Source organism: Streptomyces sp. NPDC018693 (assembly GCF_044391385.1).
In the GTDB taxonomy this organism is placed as follows: Bacteria; Actinomycetota; Actinomycetes; order Streptomycetales; family Streptomycetaceae; genus Streptomyces.
The window spans coordinates 1-14,608 of record NZ_JBIRZZ010000015.1 but is presented as its reverse complement, the minus strand read 5'-3'; the positions used below and the strand labels follow the sequence as shown (position 1 = coordinate 14,608).

The 14,608-nt window shown below is 70.4% G+C and carries 14 protein-coding genes; 10 read left to right on the top strand and 4 right to left on the bottom strand.

The window, feature by feature from the left end; genetic code table 11:
• Positions 1-158: 158 nt before the first annotated feature.
• Positions 159-1,727, bottom strand: a complete 1,569-nt coding sequence (locus ACH5AC_RS30380; RefSeq protein ID WP_398865427.1) for an arabinogalactan endo-beta-1,4-galactanase — start codon at positions 1,725-1,727, stop codon at positions 159-161.
• A 396-nt stretch (positions 1,728-2,123) separates the two neighbouring features.
• A complete protein-coding gene (locus ACH5AC_RS30375; protein ID WP_398865425.1) occupies positions 2,124-4,145 on the bottom strand; it encodes a beta-galactosidase in 2,022 nt (673 codons plus the stop codon).
• A gap of 182 nt (positions 4,146-4,327) precedes the next feature.
• Here ACH5AC_RS30375 and ACH5AC_RS30370 point away from each other — a divergent pair, with 182 nt between their 5' ends.
• The 6 genes from ACH5AC_RS30370 (at position 4,328) to ACH5AC_RS30345 (ending at position 9,442) form a co-directional block, all read left to right on the top strand.
• Positions 4,328-5,656 (top strand): extracellular solute-binding protein, encoded by a 1,329-nt coding sequence (locus tag ACH5AC_RS30370; RefSeq protein ID WP_398865424.1) that lies wholly within the window; start codon positions 4,328-4,330, stop codon positions 5,654-5,656.
• Positions 5,653-6,576 (top strand): carbohydrate ABC transporter permease, encoded by a 924-nt coding sequence (locus tag ACH5AC_RS30365; protein ID WP_398865423.1) that lies wholly within the window; start codon positions 5,653-5,655, stop codon positions 6,574-6,576. Before ACH5AC_RS30370 ends, ACH5AC_RS30365 begins: the two co-directional genes overlap by 4 nt.
• Positions 6,573-7,478 (top strand): carbohydrate ABC transporter permease, encoded by a 906-nt coding sequence (locus ACH5AC_RS30360; RefSeq protein ID WP_398865422.1) that lies wholly within the window; start codon positions 6,573-6,575, stop codon positions 7,476-7,478. The genes ACH5AC_RS30365 and ACH5AC_RS30360 overlap by 4 nt, the downstream gene beginning before the upstream one ends.
• Entirely contained in the window at positions 7,475-8,506 is a 1,032-nt protein-coding gene (locus tag ACH5AC_RS30355; RefSeq protein WP_398865421.1) for a LacI family DNA-binding transcriptional regulator, read from the top strand. Before ACH5AC_RS30360 ends, ACH5AC_RS30355 begins: the two co-directional genes overlap by 4 nt.
• Before the next feature lie 110 nt (positions 8,507-8,616).
• The gene (locus tag ACH5AC_RS30350) at positions 8,617-8,967 is read left to right on the top strand and encodes a VOC family protein (RefSeq protein WP_398865419.1); all 351 of its coding nucleotides are present in this window, start codon (positions 8,617-8,619) and stop codon (positions 8,965-8,967) included.
• A gap of 76 nt (positions 8,968-9,043) precedes the next feature.
• Entirely contained in the window at positions 9,044-9,442 is a 399-nt protein-coding gene (locus ACH5AC_RS30345; RefSeq protein ID WP_398865418.1) for a MarR family winged helix-turn-helix transcriptional regulator, read from the top strand.
• Between the two features lie 9 nt (positions 9,443-9,451).
• Here the strand turns inward: ACH5AC_RS30345 and ACH5AC_RS30340 are convergent, their stop codons facing one another.
• Entirely contained in the window at positions 9,452-9,847 is a 396-nt protein-coding gene (locus ACH5AC_RS30340; protein ID WP_398865417.1) for an SseB family protein, read from the bottom strand.
• Between the two features lie 162 nt (positions 9,848-10,009).
• Positions 10,010-10,627, bottom strand: coding sequence for a MerR family transcriptional regulator (locus ACH5AC_RS30335; RefSeq protein WP_398865416.1), 618 nt, complete (start codon positions 10,625-10,627; stop codon positions 10,010-10,012).
• Positions 10,628-10,723: 96 nt separating this feature from the next.
• On the opposite strand from ACH5AC_RS30335, the gene ACH5AC_RS30330 reads away from it, so the two are divergent.
• From ACH5AC_RS30330 to purU, 4 genes are all read left to right on the top strand, one after another.
• Positions 10,724-11,140, top strand: coding sequence for a DUF3291 domain-containing protein (locus tag ACH5AC_RS30330; RefSeq protein ID WP_398865415.1), 417 nt, complete (start codon positions 10,724-10,726; stop codon positions 11,138-11,140).
• A gap of 196 nt (positions 11,141-11,336) precedes the next feature.
• Complete coding sequence (locus tag ACH5AC_RS30325; RefSeq protein WP_398865414.1) at positions 11,337-12,836, top strand: hypothetical protein; 1,500 nt, start codon at positions 11,337-11,339, stop codon at positions 12,834-12,836.
• 63 nt (positions 12,837-12,899) lie between these two features.
• Entirely contained in the window at positions 12,900-13,292 is a 393-nt protein-coding gene (locus ACH5AC_RS30320) for a VOC family protein (protein WP_398865413.1), read from the top strand.
• A gap of 307 nt (positions 13,293-13,599) precedes the next feature.
• Positions 13,600-14,472, top strand: coding sequence for a formyltetrahydrofolate deformylase (gene purU / locus ACH5AC_RS30315; RefSeq protein ID WP_398865412.1), 873 nt, complete (start codon positions 13,600-13,602; stop codon positions 14,470-14,472).
• Positions 14,473-14,608: the final 136 nt, after the last annotated feature.

The following is a 14,608-nucleotide window of genomic DNA, read 5'->3' as shown; positions in this document are numbered from 1 at the left end:
GTCGCAGCCGGTTGTTTCCGGTGTGCGTCGTCTTCCACGCCTTTGCAGGATTTTTCCGGAAACGGTTCAGCACCGCCTCCCGGGGGCGTCGCTGGAGAAGTGGCAGGGCCCGGCCGCGCGGTGCGGCCGGGCCCCTTCGGTTCAGGTCGGTCGTCGGGTCAGCGGTGGGTGAACCACGACATGGACGCGAGCGCCCGGTCGTCGTAGCCGAACAGCGCCTGGTTCTCCCAGGCGTTGCCGGACGAGGCGTTGGTGGGGTCCCAGCCGTTGCCGTTGACGGCGGTCCAGGTGGCCTCCCAGTAGAAGACGCCGAGGCCGCGGCCGTTGGGGACGGCCTCCACGATGCTCGCGATGTCGTTCATCCACCGGGTCTGGCCGGAGACGGTCGCCGGGTAGCCGGAGACGAGTTCACCGGCGAGGTCGATGACGTCCTCGTGCGAGTCCTCGCTGCCCAGTCGGAACGGGTAGGCCGTCTCCGCGACGAAGACGGGCTTGCCGTACCGGGAGGCCGCGTCGTCCAGGGTGGTCTGGAAGTCGTGGAGGGAGCCGTGCCAGTAGCCGTAGAAGGACAGGCCGATGGCGTCGAACTTCACACCGTTGGCCACCGCGCGGTCGAACCACGAGCGGGTGCCCGCCAGGTCACCGCCCTCTGCGAGGTGCAGCGCCACGGTGGTGGAGGAGTTGACCGCCTTGACCGCGTCGTATCCACTGTTGAGCAGCCCGGCGAGCTGTGACCAGTTGGCGGTGGAGCCCTCGTTCCACAGCATGCCGCCGTTGATCTCGTTGCCGACCTGGACCATGTCGGCGGTGGTGCCCTGCGCCTTCAGGGCGTTGAGCACGTCGTAGGTGTGGTTGTAGACGTCGGTCCTGAGCTGGGTGTACGAGTGCCCGGCCCAGGCGGACGGCTTGTTCTGCTGGCCCGGGTCGCACCAGTAGTCGGAGTAGTGGAAGTCGACCAGCAGCTTCATGCCCTGCGCCTTGATGCGCTTGGCCATGGCCAGGACCTGGGTCTTGGTGTTGTAGCCGTCGGCGGGGTTCACCCAGACCTTCAGGCGCGCGTAGTTCATGCCGGCGGACCTGAGGATGGCGACCGGGTCGCCGATGGTGCCGGAGCCGGTCCGGTAGACGCCGCCCTTGGCCTCGCTCTTGGCGAGGGAGGAGATGTCGGCGCCGTGGATCGACGTGCCGGAGGTGCCGGACCCGAAGGTCAGGTCGTCGACATTGATCCAGTTGCCGGCGTTCGCGTCACTGTTGATGCTGATGGTGCACTGGTTGTTGGTCACATTGACCGGCACGACGATACGGATCCATCCGCTCGTCGAGACGGGGAGGTTGGTGCGCTGCTCGGTGCCGCCGCAGTTCTTCAGCGCTATGTAGGCGGCGTTCTGGCCGCCGCCGGAGCGGACCCAGGCCGTCAGCCTGTAGTTGCCGTTGGTCAGCCCGGACAGGTACTGGTACGTCTCCACCTTGTACGCGGAGGACGACCAGTGGCTCAGGCGGTAGCCGCCACTGCGCCCGCCGGCCTCCGTGAACGAGGCGGAGTTCTGGCCGGCGGCCGAGTAGGTCGACCAGCCGGACGGGGTGGCGGTGCCGGTGCCGTCGGACTCGAAGCCGCCGTTGGTGAGCGTGGACGCGGCCACGGCGGTCTGCGCCGGCAGGGCGGTGAGGGCGAGGCCCGCGGCGAGCGGCAGCAGCAGGGCCTTGAGAGTGCGTCTGGGATGGAACATCGTCGTCCGTCGTCCCTTCGACGTGAGGGGATGGGGTCCCCTCGGGGGTGGGGGTCCGGGGCGTCTTTCTCGGAGTGAGAAAGCCCGGGTGAGGGGCCCTTCGGGGGATGAGGGGCCCGGGTGGCCTCCCTCGGAGTGAGGGAGCCTGGCCGGCCTCCCCTCGGACCGAGGGAGCCAGTCGGTCTCCGTCGGACAGAGGAAGCCGGGTCGGCCTCCCCCTCGGACCGAGGAAGCCCGGTCGGTCTCCATCGGGCAGAAGGAGCCTCGTCGGTCTTCCTCGGAGTGACGGAAGCCCGGGTGGGTTTCCTTCGAGGTGAGGAAGCCGGGTGGTTTCCCTCGGGGGGAGGGATCCCCTCCGCCCGCGGCTCGCGGCTCCACGGGCGGAGGGGAGTCGGCTCAGCCGTCGAGTCGGACGACCCGGACGGCTCCCGCCGGGACCGCGAGGCGGCCGGCGGCGCGTTCGCCCGTCAGCAGCTCGGTGCCGGGCGTGTCGAGCGGCACCTTCGCGTCGGTGCCGCTGTGGTTGAGGGCGAAGAGGTAGCTGCCGGTGTCGCCGCTGCGGCGCACGACCTCCACGTCGTACGGCAGCTCCGCGCGCGGGGCGAGGCGCGCGTCCTCGGCGGCCCGGCCGAGCAGCGCGTCGAGGCCCTCGTGGCCGAGGCGGGTGGAGACGTACCAGGCGGTGCCCTCGCCGAGGCGGTGCCGGGTGATCGCCGGGTGGCCGGCGGTCAGTCCGTCGGCGTACCTCCAGACGGTCTCGGCGCCGCGCGGCACGACGAACTCGGTCCACACGTCGCCGCTCAGCTCGGAGCCCTCCGGGCCTGCGACACGCACGCTCTGCCCCGGCAGCAGCGGCGAGAACTCCTCGACGGTCAGGCCCAGGACGTCGCGCAGCGGGCCCGGGTAGGCGCCCTCGTGGACGGCGTCGTGCTCGTCGACGATGCCGGAGAAGTAGGACACGACCAGGGTGCCGCCGTTCTCGACGTACTCCTTGAGGTTGCGCCCGGCCGCCTCCGTCATCAGGTACAGGGCGGGGACCACGACCAGCGGGTACCGGGAGAGGTCCGCCTCCGGGTGGGCGAAGTCGACGGTGAGGTGGCGGTCGTAGAGGGCCTCGTAGAACGCGTCGGCGCGCTCGCGCGGGTCGGCGTCCTCGCTGGGGCGCCAGGCGAGGTTCTGCGCCCACCAGGAGTGCCAGTCCCACAGGACCGCGACGTCGGCCTCGGTGCGGGTGCCGCGGACCGTGCCGAGCGAGTCGAGGGCGGCGCCGAGCTCGACGACCTCACGCCACACGCGCGTGTCGGTGCCGCCGTGCGGGACCATCGCCGAGTGGAACTTCTCGGCGCCGCGCCGGGACTGCCGCCACTGGAAGAACATGGCGCCCTCGGAGCCGCGGGCGACGTGCCCGAGGGAGTTGCGGGCCATCTGGCCGGGGGCCTTGGCGGGGTTGCGCGGCTGCCAGTTGATGCCCGAGGTGGAGTGCTCCAGGAGGATCCAGGGGGCTCCCCCGGCGACCGAGCGGGTGAGGTCGGCGGCCATGGCGAGGTTGACGTGGGTGCGGCGGCCGTCGGTGATCAGGTAGTGGTCGTTGGTGACGATGTCGACCTCGCGGCCCCAGGCCCAGTAGTCGACCGAGTCGCACTGGCTGAGGGCGGTCATGAAGTTCGTCGTGACCGGGACGCCGGGCGAGAGGCGGTGCAGGATGTCCCGCTCCATCACGAAGTTCTCGCGCATGGTGGCGTCGGCGAACCGCTTGTAGTCCAGCGCCTGGCCCGGGTTGCCGACCGTCGGGGTCTGACGGGGCGGGTTGATCTGCGCGAAGTCGGTGTATCGCTGTCCCCAGAAGGCGGTGCCCCAGGCCGCGTTGACCGCGTCGACCGTGCCGTAGGTCGTCTCCAGCCAGCGGCGGAAGTGGGCGGCGCAGGAGTCGCAGTAGCAGGCCGAGACGGGGACGCCGTACTCATTGTGCACATGCCACATGGCGAGCGCCGGGTGCTGGCCGTAGCGCTCGGCGAGCCGGGTGGTGATGTTCTCGGCGGCGGCGCGGTAGTCGGCGTTGCTGTGGCAGATCGCGGCGCGGGAGCCGAACTCGTAGCGCACGCCGTCCGCGGTGACGGGCATCGCCTCCGGGTGCTCGCGGTAGAACCAGACCGGCGGGGCCACGGTGGGGGTGCCCAGGTCGACCCGGATGCCGTTCTCGTGGAGCAGGTCGATGATCCGGTCGAGCCAGCCGAAGTCGTACACCCCGCGCGCGGGCTCCAGGAGCGCCCAGGAGAAGATGCCGACACTCACCATGGTGACGCCGGCCTCCCGCATCAGCCGGACGTCCTCGCACCAGACGCTTTCCGGCCATTGCTCGGGGTTGTAGTCCCCACCGAAGGCGAGCCTGGTGAGGCCCCTGGGGGTGGTCTCCGGCATGGATCTCTCCCGTTTGGTCGATCATTTGGGAACGTGCACACACAGCGGCTTGGCTGCGAGCCCAACATAACCGCACAGCAACAACCATTGACAAGTGTCCGGGATGTTTCTCTACTGTGAACGCTCACAGAAGCATGGCAGGTCCTCGCAGCAGGCGGGGACCCAGGTCAGGGGAGAGATCCATGCCCAACACCAAGCGCCGGGGACTGTTCAAGGTCGCTGCCACCACCGTCGCCGCCGCGCTCGGCGCCACCGCCCTCGCCGCGTGCGGCTCGTCCGACGAGGACAGCTCGGCCGACTCCGGTCCCGTCTCGCTCACGTACTGGACGTGGACGCCGGGCATGGACAAGGTCGTCGACCTGTGGAACAAGGGTCCCGGCAAGGAGCAGCAGATCACCGTCACGGTGAAGAAGCAGGCGTCCGGCGACACGCTGGTCACCAAGATCCTCACCGCGCACAAGGCCGGCAAGGCGCCCGACCTGGTCCAGGCCGAGTACCAGGCGCTGCCGACGCTGGTCAGCAATGACGCGCTGGCGGACATCGCCAAGAACGTGGGCGACGCGAAGAGCAAGTTCGCCGACGGTGTGTGGCAGCAGACCACGCTGGGCACGGACGCGGTCTACGCGGTGCCGCAGGACATCGGCCCGATGATGTTCTACTACCGCGAGGACCTGTTCGAGCAGTACGGCCTGACGGTCCCGACGACCTGGGACGAGTTCGCCGAGACCGCCCGCGCGCTGAAGAAGAAGGCGCCGGACATCGACCTGACCACGTTCTCCGCCAACGACTCCGGTCTCTTCGCGGGCCTCGCCCAGCAGGCCGGCGCCCAGTGGTGGACCACCCAGGGCACCAAGTGGAAGGTCGGCATCAATGACGCGGCGACCCAGAAGGTCGCCGACTTCTGGGGCGGCCTCGTCAAGGAGGGCGCCATCGACAACCAGCCGATGTACACCCCGGCCTGGAACAAGGCGCTCGACACCGGCAAGCAGATCGCCTGGGTCTCCGCCGTGTGGGCGCCGGGCACCCTGACCACGGCCGCGCCGTCCACCAAGGGCAAGTGGGCCATGGCCCCGCTCCCCCAGTGGTCCAACACCGACAACGTCACCGGCAGCTGGGGCGGTTCCTCCACGGCCGTGACGACGGACTCCAAGCACAAGGAGGCCGCCGCCAAGTTCGCCGCCTGGCTGAACACCGACGGTGACGCCCTCAACGCGCTGGCCAAGGAGGGCGGCATCTACCCGGCCTCCACCTCCGCCCAGCTCAGCGGCGCCTTCACCACGCCGCCGGACTTCTTCTCCAACCAGGCGGACTTCTACACCACCGCCGCCAAGATCGCGAAGACCACGGCGCCGTCGGCCTGGGGCCCGAACGTCAACGTCGCCTACACCTCCTTCAAGGACGCGTTCGGCGCCGCCGCGAAGGACAAGTCGGACTTCGGTGCCGCCCTGGACAAGATGCAGGCCGACACGGTCGCCGACATGAAGAAGCAGGGCTTCGAGGTCTCCGAGTGAAAACCGCACGCCGGAAGGCGTACGGGGTCAAGGGGGCCCCGTACGCCTTCCTCATCCCCGGCACCATCCTCTTCGCACTGTTCTTCGCGCTGCCCATCGGCTACGCGCTCTGGCTCAGCTTCCACAAGGTGCAGGTCTCGGGCCTCGGCCTGGGCTCCGGCGCCCGTAAGGAGGTCTGGGCCGGCCTGGAGAACTACACCGACGCCCTCACCGACAGCGAGCTGATCGACGGCGCGCTGCGGGTGCTGGGCTACGGCTGCATCGTCGTCCCGGTGATGCTGGGCCTCGCCCTGTTGTTCGCGCTGATGCTCGACTCCGACAAGGTGCGGCTCGCCCCCTTCACGCGGCTGGCGATCTTCCTGCCGTACGCCATCCCGGGCGTGGTGGCCGCGCTGCTGTGGGGCTTTCTGTACCTGCCCGACGTCAGCCCCTTCTACTTCGTGCTCGACAAGCTGGGCCTGCCGCAGCCGGACCTGCTGGACGGCGGTCCGCTCTACCTCGCCCTGTCGAACATCGCGATCTGGGGCGGCACCGGCTTCAACATGATCGTCATCTACACCTCGCTGCAGTCCATCCCGGCCGAGGTGTACGAGGCGGCGAAGCTGGACGGCGCCACCCCGCTGCAGATCGCCCTGAAGATCAAGATCCCGATGGTGGCGCCCTCGCTGGTGCTGACCTTCTTCTTCTCGATCATCGCCACGCTCCAGGTGTTCAGCGAGCCGACCACGCTGAAGCCGCTCACCAACTCCGTGTCCACGACCTGGAGTCCGCTGATGAAGGTGTACCGGGACGCGTTCGGCTCGGGTGACATCCACGCGGCGGCCGCCGAGGCCGTGATCATCGCCGTCGTCACGCTGGTGCTGTCCTTCGGGTTCCTGCGCGCCGCGAACCGCCGCAACAAGCAGGAGGCATCCCGATGAGCTCTCTTGCCGTCCAGAAGGCCCCCTCCGCGACCGGCGCCGCCGGCACCGCCCAGGGCCGCCCCCCGCTGCGCCGCCGGGTCGCCCTGGTCCCGACGGTGACGCTGCTGCTCGGCGCGGTCTACTGTCTGCTGCCGGTGGCCTGGGTGGTGATCGCGTCCACCAAGTCCGGCCGGGAGCTGTTCTCGACCTTCACCTTCCTCCCCGGATCGGGCTTCGCCGACAACATCAAGGACCTCAACGCCTACCGGGACGGCGTCTACTGGACGTGGATGGGCAACTCGGCGCTCTACGCCGGGGTCGGCGCCCTGCTGTCGACGTGCGTGTCCGCGTTCAGCGGCTACGCGCTGGCGATATACCGCTTCCGCGGCCGCGAGACGCTGTTCAACATCCTGCTCGCGGGCGTGCTGATGCCGCCGATCATCCTCGCGATCCCGCAGTACCTGCTGATGGCGGAGGCGAACATCACGGACTCCTACTGGTCCGTGCTGCTGCCGCAGATCCTCTCCCCGTACGGCGTGTACCTGTCCCGGATCTACGCGGCCGCCGCCGTCCCCGCGGACGTGGTGGAGGCCGGGCGGATGGACGGGGCGAGCGAGTGGCGGATCTTCACCAGGATCGCGCTGCCGATGATGGTCCCCGGACTGGTCACGGTGTTCCTCTTCCAGTTCGTGGCGGTGTGGAACAACTTCCTGCTGCCGTACATCATGCTCAGCGACGACGAGAAGTTCCCGATCACGCTCGGTCTGCACACGCTCCTGGAGCAGGGCGCCAACACCCCGGCGCTGTACACGCTGGTGATCACCGGGGCCTTCCTGGCGGTGATTCCGCTGGTGGCGCTGTTCCTTGTCATTCAGCGATTCTGGAGCCTGGATCTCCTGTCCGGGGCCGTAAAGTCATGACCATGAGCACTTCGGGGGGCCGGCGCAGACCGCCGACGATTCACGATGTGGCGCGGGAGGCGGGGGTCTCCCGCGGCACCGTCTCGCGTGTCCTCAACGGCGGTCACTACGTCAGTCCCGCCGCCCAGGAAGCGGTCAACGCGGCGATCCGCAAGACGGGTTACGTCGTCAACCGGCACGCCCGCTCGCTGATCACCGGCCGTTCCGACTCGGTGGGATTTCTGCTGACGGAGCCTCAGGAGCGGTTCTTCGAGGACCCCAACTTCAATGTCCTGCTGCGTGGTTGCACCCAGGCGCTGGCCGCGCACGACGTCCCGCTGCTGCTGATGCTCGCCGGGACCGAGGACGAACGGCGGCGCATCACGCGGTACATCACCGCCGGGCACGTCGACGGGGTGCTGCTGGTCTCCAGCCACTCCGGCGACCCGATCGCCCAGGAGCTGCGTGAGGCGGGCGTGCCCCTGGTCGCGTGCGGCAAGCCGATCGGCATCGGGTCGAAGGTGAGCTATGTGGCAGCCGACGACCGTGACGGCGCGCGGGACATGGTGCGGCATCTGCTGTCGCTGGGGCGGCGGCGGGTGGGGGTCGTGAGCGGGCCGCTGGACACGCCGGGTGGTGTGGAGCGGCTCGCAGGCTACAAGGAGGTGCTCGCCGAGGCCGGGATCGACTTCGACGAGCGGCTCGTCGTCTCCGGTGACTACAGCCGGGCGAGCGGTGAGGCGGGGGCCGAGCGGCTGCTGGCGCGGGTGCCGGACCTGGACGCGGTGTTCGTCGCGTCCGACCTGATGGCCCAGGGGGTGCTGGCCGCGCTGCAGCGCGCGGGCCGGCGAGTCCCGCAGGACGTCGCGGTCGGCGGCTTCGACGACTCCCCCGCGGCCACGGCGGCCACCCCGGCCCTCACCACCATCCGCCAGCCCTGGGACCGGATCAGCTCCGAGATGGTCCGCGTCCTCCTCGCCCAGATAGGCGGCGAGGACCCGGCCGCGGTGATCCTGCCGACGGAACTGGTGAAGCGCGACTCGACGTGAGGTCGAGCGGATGGAGCAAGCGGTCAGAGCAGGAGAAGCGCGGTGGGGACGGTCTGCCTAGCGTGGGAGGCGGACACGACCGACCGATCCGCTTCGCTCAGGAGTACGCCATGGCCGCCGGACTGCAGACGATCATCTACCCCGTGAAGGACCTCGACGGCGCCAAGGTGCTGTTCCGTACGTTGCTGGATGTGGAGCCCTACGCGGACGAGCCGTACTACGTCGGGTTCAAGGCGGCCGGGCAGGACGTCGGGCTGGACCCGAACGGGCACGCCAAGGGGATGACCGGGCCGGTGCCCTACTGGCATGTCACCGATCTGCGGACGCGGCTCGCGGCCCTGCTGGAGGCGGGTGCCGAGTTGCTGCAGGACGCGAAGGACGTGGGGGGCGGCCGGCTGATCGCGTCGGTGAAGGACGCGGACGGCAATCTGGTGGGGCTGCTGCAGGATCCGGCCGCCTGACGCCCACGCCGCTCTCGATGCGCCCGCACTAGTTGCACAGTCAACGAGTGACCGGAACGGTGTTACCTTCGGGGGTATGGCAGCGAGGACGGCCGGGGCGGGCCTGGAGCAGCGGTGGCGGGACATCCTGTCGGTGCACGCGCGCACGACGTGCGAGATCGACCGTGTGCTGCACCCGCACGGCCTGGGGGCGAGCGACTTCGAGGTGCTCGACATCCTCGCCTCCGAGACGCCCGGCGAGGGCGAGCACTGCCGTGTCCAGAACCTCGTCGGACGGGTGCATCTCAGCCAGAGCGCGTTGTCCCGGCTCATCGGCCGCCTGGAGAAGGAGGGCCTGGTCGAGCGCTCGGTGTGCGCGGACGACCGGCGTGGCGTCTGGGTCACCCTCACCCGCAGGGGCCGCGACCTGCACGCCGAGGTGCTGCCGCTCCAGCGCGGGGTGCTGGAGCGGATGCTGGACGGCCGCGCCGAGTGAGGCGGCGCGTCACCGGACGAGGAGGGTGCGTACCCCCTCGGAGGTGAGGGTCAGACCGTGGTCGCCGGCCGCGTCGATGGTCAGTGACAGGTCGGCGGTGGGCCACTGCTCGGCGAGCGCGCCCAGCGGGACCAGGCGGTAGCGGGATATGTAGGGCAGCAGCTCGGACATCTCCAGCTCGGAGGTGAACACGGGCACCACCGGTGTGCCCCCGGGCTGCTCCAGCACGGGCAGCGCGACCGCGGTCGGGTCGGACGCCTCCTCGTCGGAGGTGTCGTCGGGCACCGGCACGAGCACCTCGCTGTGGGCGAGGGTGTCCAGTGCGGCCGTGTCCTCGGCGTCCCGGGCCAGCGCGTCCAGCGCCCGCCGGGCGGGGGTGGTGTGGTCGTGGGCGGGTGTGTCCATGGCGGCTTCCCTGGTGTGCGGTGCTGCGGGCCGGACCCTGAGCGTCCGTCCGAGGCTGGTCGGGGGCCGCGTACCCGGCGGGCGGCGGATCATTCACGGCACCGGGTGGTCACGGGGCGTCCTCGTCGTCGTAGACCTGCTTCTCACAGACCCTGACTGCCCTCAGTCGCGGTGACGGCGGGCCGACTCGTTCTCCTGGGCCATGCGGCGCAGTGCCATGAGGGCGGGTTCCAGGAGGACGGTCAGCAGGAGGGCCCGTTCGGCGGCCTCCAGGGGGTCGTCGAGGCCGTCCAGCTGGTCGAGGTCGAGGGCGGCGACGCGTTCGGTGAGGCGGGCGTAGGGCAGCAGGGTGTGTGCGTCGACGGGGACGTCGAGGGAGCGCAGGGAGGCGAGGGCCTCGGCGAGCACGGCGCGGGCCGGGGCGTCCTGGTGCACCTGCCATCCCAGCTCCTTGACCAGGGCGTCGACTTCGCCGGTGTCCGCGTCCTGTGCGGCGGTGTCGCCGCCGACCCGGATGGCGCCGAGGGCGAGGCCGAGGACGGAGTGGGTGTCGTCGCCGTGCTCGTTCAGGGCGTGCAGTACCTCGCGGGTGGTGCTCACGGACAGGCCGCGCACACCGGTGAGGGCGCGGATCAGCCGGAGTCCGCGCAGGTGCTGGTCGTCGTACTCGGCCTGGGTGGCGGCGGTCTGGCGGCCGGGCGGAAGGAGGCCCTCCCGCAGGTAGTACTTGATCGTCGTGACCGACACACCGCTGCGGCGGCTCAGTTCGGAGATGCGCATCGGTTCTGCCTCGCTCCCAAACCCCTGGCAAATGGATACCTCTACTGTCTAACATAGATAGTGAAGGTATCCAATTACGACGACGAAGGGCCACACATGCCCACCCTGCCCTGGACCAGGATCAACACCCCCGCCCCGGATGCCGAGGCGTTCGTCATGGCGTCCCGTTTCGAGGTGCGCTCCCTCACCGACGTACCGCGTTTCTTCCTCAAGTCGCTCGCCGCCTGGAAGCAGGTCTCCGGCGCGCCGGGCGCGTACGGCGCCTCGCTGATCGCCCAGCCGCTCAAGCGCACCTTCTGGACCCTGTCGGCCTGGCAGGACCAGGAGGCGCTCCACGCGTACGCGCGCACGGAGCCGCACAGGTCGATCATGATCGGCCTGCGGCCGACGATGAAGGACTCCGTCTTCACCTTCTGGCAGGCCCCGGCGTCCGAGTTGCCGATCGACTGGTCGGACGCCAAGCGCCGGATCGCCGAGCAGGCCGCGAGCACCGGACCGCGCCCGCACGGGTGAGTGTCGCTGCGCCGAGCGCCGGGGATCGACCGCGACCGGCGCGTGCCGCGCTGCGTGCGCCCCGGGTGAGCGTTAGCTTGGGCGTGCCCGTCCCAGAATGCGCCCTGGCGCGTGCGCCCTGGCGCGCACCCTCGGTGCAGGCGCCGTCATCTGCGGCGCGGGGAGACCGACCAACCCACCCGGGGGACACCTGCCGATGCCGGAGACCGTGCGGCCGGGCTTCGCCCGCGCCTTCCCGTGGGGCCGTGGCGGTGACGCCTGGACGGGGGCGGTGGCGGGCGCGTTCGCCCTCGCCCAACTGCTCCTGGTACCGCCGGACATGGGGCTCGGCTGGGACGAGTCGGTCTACGTCAGCCAGGTCGGCGAACAGGCCCCGGCCGCGTTCTTCAGCGCACCGCGCGCCCGCGGCGTACCGGTACTGGTGGCGCCGATCGCCTCCTGGTCGTCCTCCACACCGCTGCTGCGGGTGTACCTGGCCCTGCTGTCCTCAGTCGCGTTGTTCCTCGCGCTGCGCGCCTGGCGCGGTCTGTTCCCGGCGCGGGTGGTGGCGGCGGGCGGCGCGCTGTTCGCCTCGCTGTGGGTGACGGTGTACTACGGCCCGCAGGCCATGCCCAACCTCTGGGTGGCCGTCGGCGCGCTCGCCGGCGTCGGCTGCCTCCTGCGCGCGCAGCGCGACCCCGGCCGGCGCGGCCCCGTGTGGGGGCTCGCCGCCAGCACGGCGCTGATGGCGCTGATGCGGCCGGGTGACGCGCTCTATGTGGGCGTTCCGCTGGTGGTGGCGCTGATCGCCGTGCCACGGTGGCGGTCTGTTCGGCTGCTGATCGCACTGCTCGGCGGGCTCGCGGCCGGTGCGGCGCCCTGGGTGGTCGAGGCGTACACCGCCTATGGCGGTCTGGCCCAGCGACTGTCCGACGCCTCCCGCATCCAGGGCGGACTCGGCTGGAACTTCGCCGTCGACGACCAGCTGCGCAGCCTCGTCGGACGGAGCCTGTGCCGCCCGTGCGAGGGACCGCTGCCGGACGCCCCGATCATGATGTGGTGGTTCGCCCTGCCACTGCTCACCCTGCTCGCCCTGGTCCCCGCCCTGCGGGAGCGGCGGCCGGCGCCCACCCTGCTGCCCCTGGCGTGCGCCACGACGGCGGCCGTGCCGTACCTGTTCCTCATCGGCTACGCCGCCCCGCGCTTCCTGCTCCCGGCCTACGCGCTGCTCGCCATCCCCGTCGCCGACGCCCTCGCCCATCTCCTGGGCGCCGCGCGCCCGGCCCGGCGGCCGCTCGTGGTGACCGCGGTGGTGGTCGGGCTGGCGGGGCATCTCGCGGTGCAGGCCGCGGTGCTGTGGCGCACCGCGCAGCGCACGACCGCACAGCACGACCACTGGGCGCGGGTGGCGGCGGACCTGAACCGGCACGGCGTGCGGCCGCCGTGCGTGCTCACCGGCCACGCCACCAAGGCACCGACCGTGCCGGTCGCCTTCTACGCCGGCTGCGCCTCGGCCCACACCCGCGGCCACGACACCAACACCACCGCGGGCGCGCTCGTGCGGACCTCGCGGCAGGTGCCGGTCGTGTTCCTCACCGGTGACACCGTCCGCCCGCCGGCGTACGCCCGGGGCTGGAACGCGGTCCGGCTGGAGGGCGGGCTGTCCGCGTACGTCACCGTGCCGACCGGCTCGGCCCTCGTCTCCGGCCGGCGCTGAGCACACGCGCCGAGCATGAAGCACCAGGTTCCCCGAGGCATCCGGACCGGAAGAGAGCACCTCGTGAAGATCCATCTGACCAGCGTCTTCGTCGACGACCAGGCCAAGGCCGAGCGCTTCTACACGGAGGTCCTCGGCTTCGTGAAGAAGCACGACGTCCCGTTGGGCGAGAAGGACCGGTGGCTGACCGTCGTCTCGCCGGACGAGCCCGGCGGCCCGGAACTCCTCCTGGAGCCCGTCGGCCACCCGGCCGCCCGGACCTACCGCGACGCGCTCGTCGAGGACGGCATCCCGCTCGCCCAGTTCGCCGTCGACGACGTACAGGCGGAGTACGACCGCCTGCGCGGCCTGGGAGTCCGCTTCACCCAGGAGCCACTGGAGATGGGCTCCGTCACCGCCGCCGTCTTCGACGACACCTGCGGCAACCTGATCCAGATCGCGACCCAGCCCCGATAGTCCGATGAAGCGGCGCTCGTCGCGGGGCGGGTGGGGCAGGGCGAAGCCGCGCGGCTGCCGCACCGGGCGTTGAAGTCCTCGAAGCCGGGGAGCACACGGACTTTGTGGGTCATCCACGGCGCTCCGCGTCGTACGGATGCCCGTCGCAGTTGCTCATTACGCTGCGCATTTCTCATTACACAACATGATCCTGGAAGTCCGCCGGCCGGATTTCCGTCGGGACACACCCTTGACCGGACCCCCTCCCCCTTGGACCATGTTGCGTATTGCTCGCTCTGTTGCTCAATACGCACCACTGGAGGATGCCGTGCCCCCTCGCCCGCGCCCCGGCCGCGAGTTCGTCCTCACGCTCTCCTGTCCCGATCAGGCCGGACTGGTCCACGCCGTCAGCGGCTTCCTCGTCGGGCACTCGGGCAACATCCTGGAGAGCCAGCAGTTCGACGACCGCCTGCAAGGCCGCTTCTTCATGCGCGTGCACTTCGACGTCTCCGACCCTGAGACGTCACTCGCCCGTCTGCGAGCCGACTTCGCCCCGCTGGCCGGGACCTATCGGATCGACTGGAGGCTGTACGACGCGGCCGTGCCCACCCGCACGCTGATCATGGTCTCCAAGTACGGCCACTGCCTGAACGACCTGCTGTTCCGCAAGAGCACCGGCGCCCTCAACGTCGAGGTCCCGCTGATCGTCTCCAACCACCGGGACTTCGAGCCGCTCGCACACAGCCACGGCATCGCCTTCCACCACATCCCCGTGACCCCGCAGACCAAGGCGGAGGCGGAGGCGCGACTGCTGGAGCTGGTGGAGCAGTACGAGATCGACCTCGTGGTCCTCGCCCGCTACATGCAGATCCTCTCGGACGACCTGTGCAAGCGGCTGGAGGGCAGGGCCATCAACATCCACCACTCCTTCCTGCCCAGCTTCAAGGGGGCCCGCCCCTACCTCCAGGCCCATCAGCGGGGAGTCAAGCTGGTCGGGGCCACGGCCCACTACGTCACCCCTGACCTGGACGAGGGGCCCATCATCGAGCAGGACGTCCTGCGCGTGGACCACTCCCACGACCCTGACGAGCTGGTCACCATGGGCCGGGACGTCGAGGCTCGGGTCCTCGCGCGGGCCGTGCAGTGGCACAGCGAGAGCCGCATCCTGCTCAACGGCCACCACACCGTGGTGTTCCGCTGAAGCACCGTCACGCGTACGTGTCCAACGCCGGCTGAGGAGAGGTATGTCCGTCCTGAACACGCCCCTGCACGAGCTCGACCCGGAGGTCGCCGCGGCGGTCGACGCCGAGCTGAACCGCCAGCAGTCCACCCTGGAG

Bases quoted from the DNA above. Each gene is read 5' to 3' on its own strand.
- ACH5AC_RS30350 (WP_398865419.1), top strand. From the start codon at position 8,617: ATGGCCGCCGGACTGCAGACGATCATCTACCCCGTGAAGGACCTCGAC.
- ACH5AC_RS30370 (WP_398865424.1), top strand. From the start codon at position 4,328: ATGCCCAACACCAAGCGCCGGGGACTGTTCAAGGTCGCTGCCACCACC.
- ACH5AC_RS30330 (WP_398865415.1), top strand. From the start codon at position 10,724: ATGCCCACCCTGCCCTGGACCAGGATCAACACCCCCGCCCCGGATGCC.
- ACH5AC_RS30355 (WP_398865421.1), top strand. From the start codon at position 7,475: ATGACCATGAGCACTTCGGGGGGCCGGCGCAGACCGCCGACGATTCAC.
- ACH5AC_RS30325 (WP_398865414.1), top strand. From the start codon at position 11,337: ATGCCGGAGACCGTGCGGCCGGGCTTCGCCCGCGCCTTCCCGTGGGGC.
- ACH5AC_RS30335 (WP_398865416.1), bottom strand. From the start codon at position 10,627: ATGCGCATCTCCGAACTGAGCCGCCGCAGCGGTGTGTCGGTCACGACG.
- ACH5AC_RS30360 (WP_398865422.1), top strand. From the start codon at position 6,573: ATGAGCTCTCTTGCCGTCCAGAAGGCCCCCTCCGCGACCGGCGCCGCC.
- ACH5AC_RS30380 (WP_398865427.1), bottom strand. From the start codon at position 1,727: ATGTTCCATCCCAGACGCACTCTCAAGGCCCTGCTGCTGCCGCTCGCC.
- ACH5AC_RS30345 (WP_398865418.1), top strand. From the start codon at position 9,044: ATGGCAGCGAGGACGGCCGGGGCGGGCCTGGAGCAGCGGTGGCGGGAC.
- ACH5AC_RS30375 (WP_398865425.1), bottom strand. From the start codon at position 4,145: ATGCCGGAGACCACCCCCAGGGGCCTCACCAGGCTCGCCTTCGGTGGG.
- ACH5AC_RS30340 (WP_398865417.1), bottom strand. From the start codon at position 9,847: ATGGACACACCCGCCCACGACCACACCACCCCCGCCCGGCGGGCGCTG.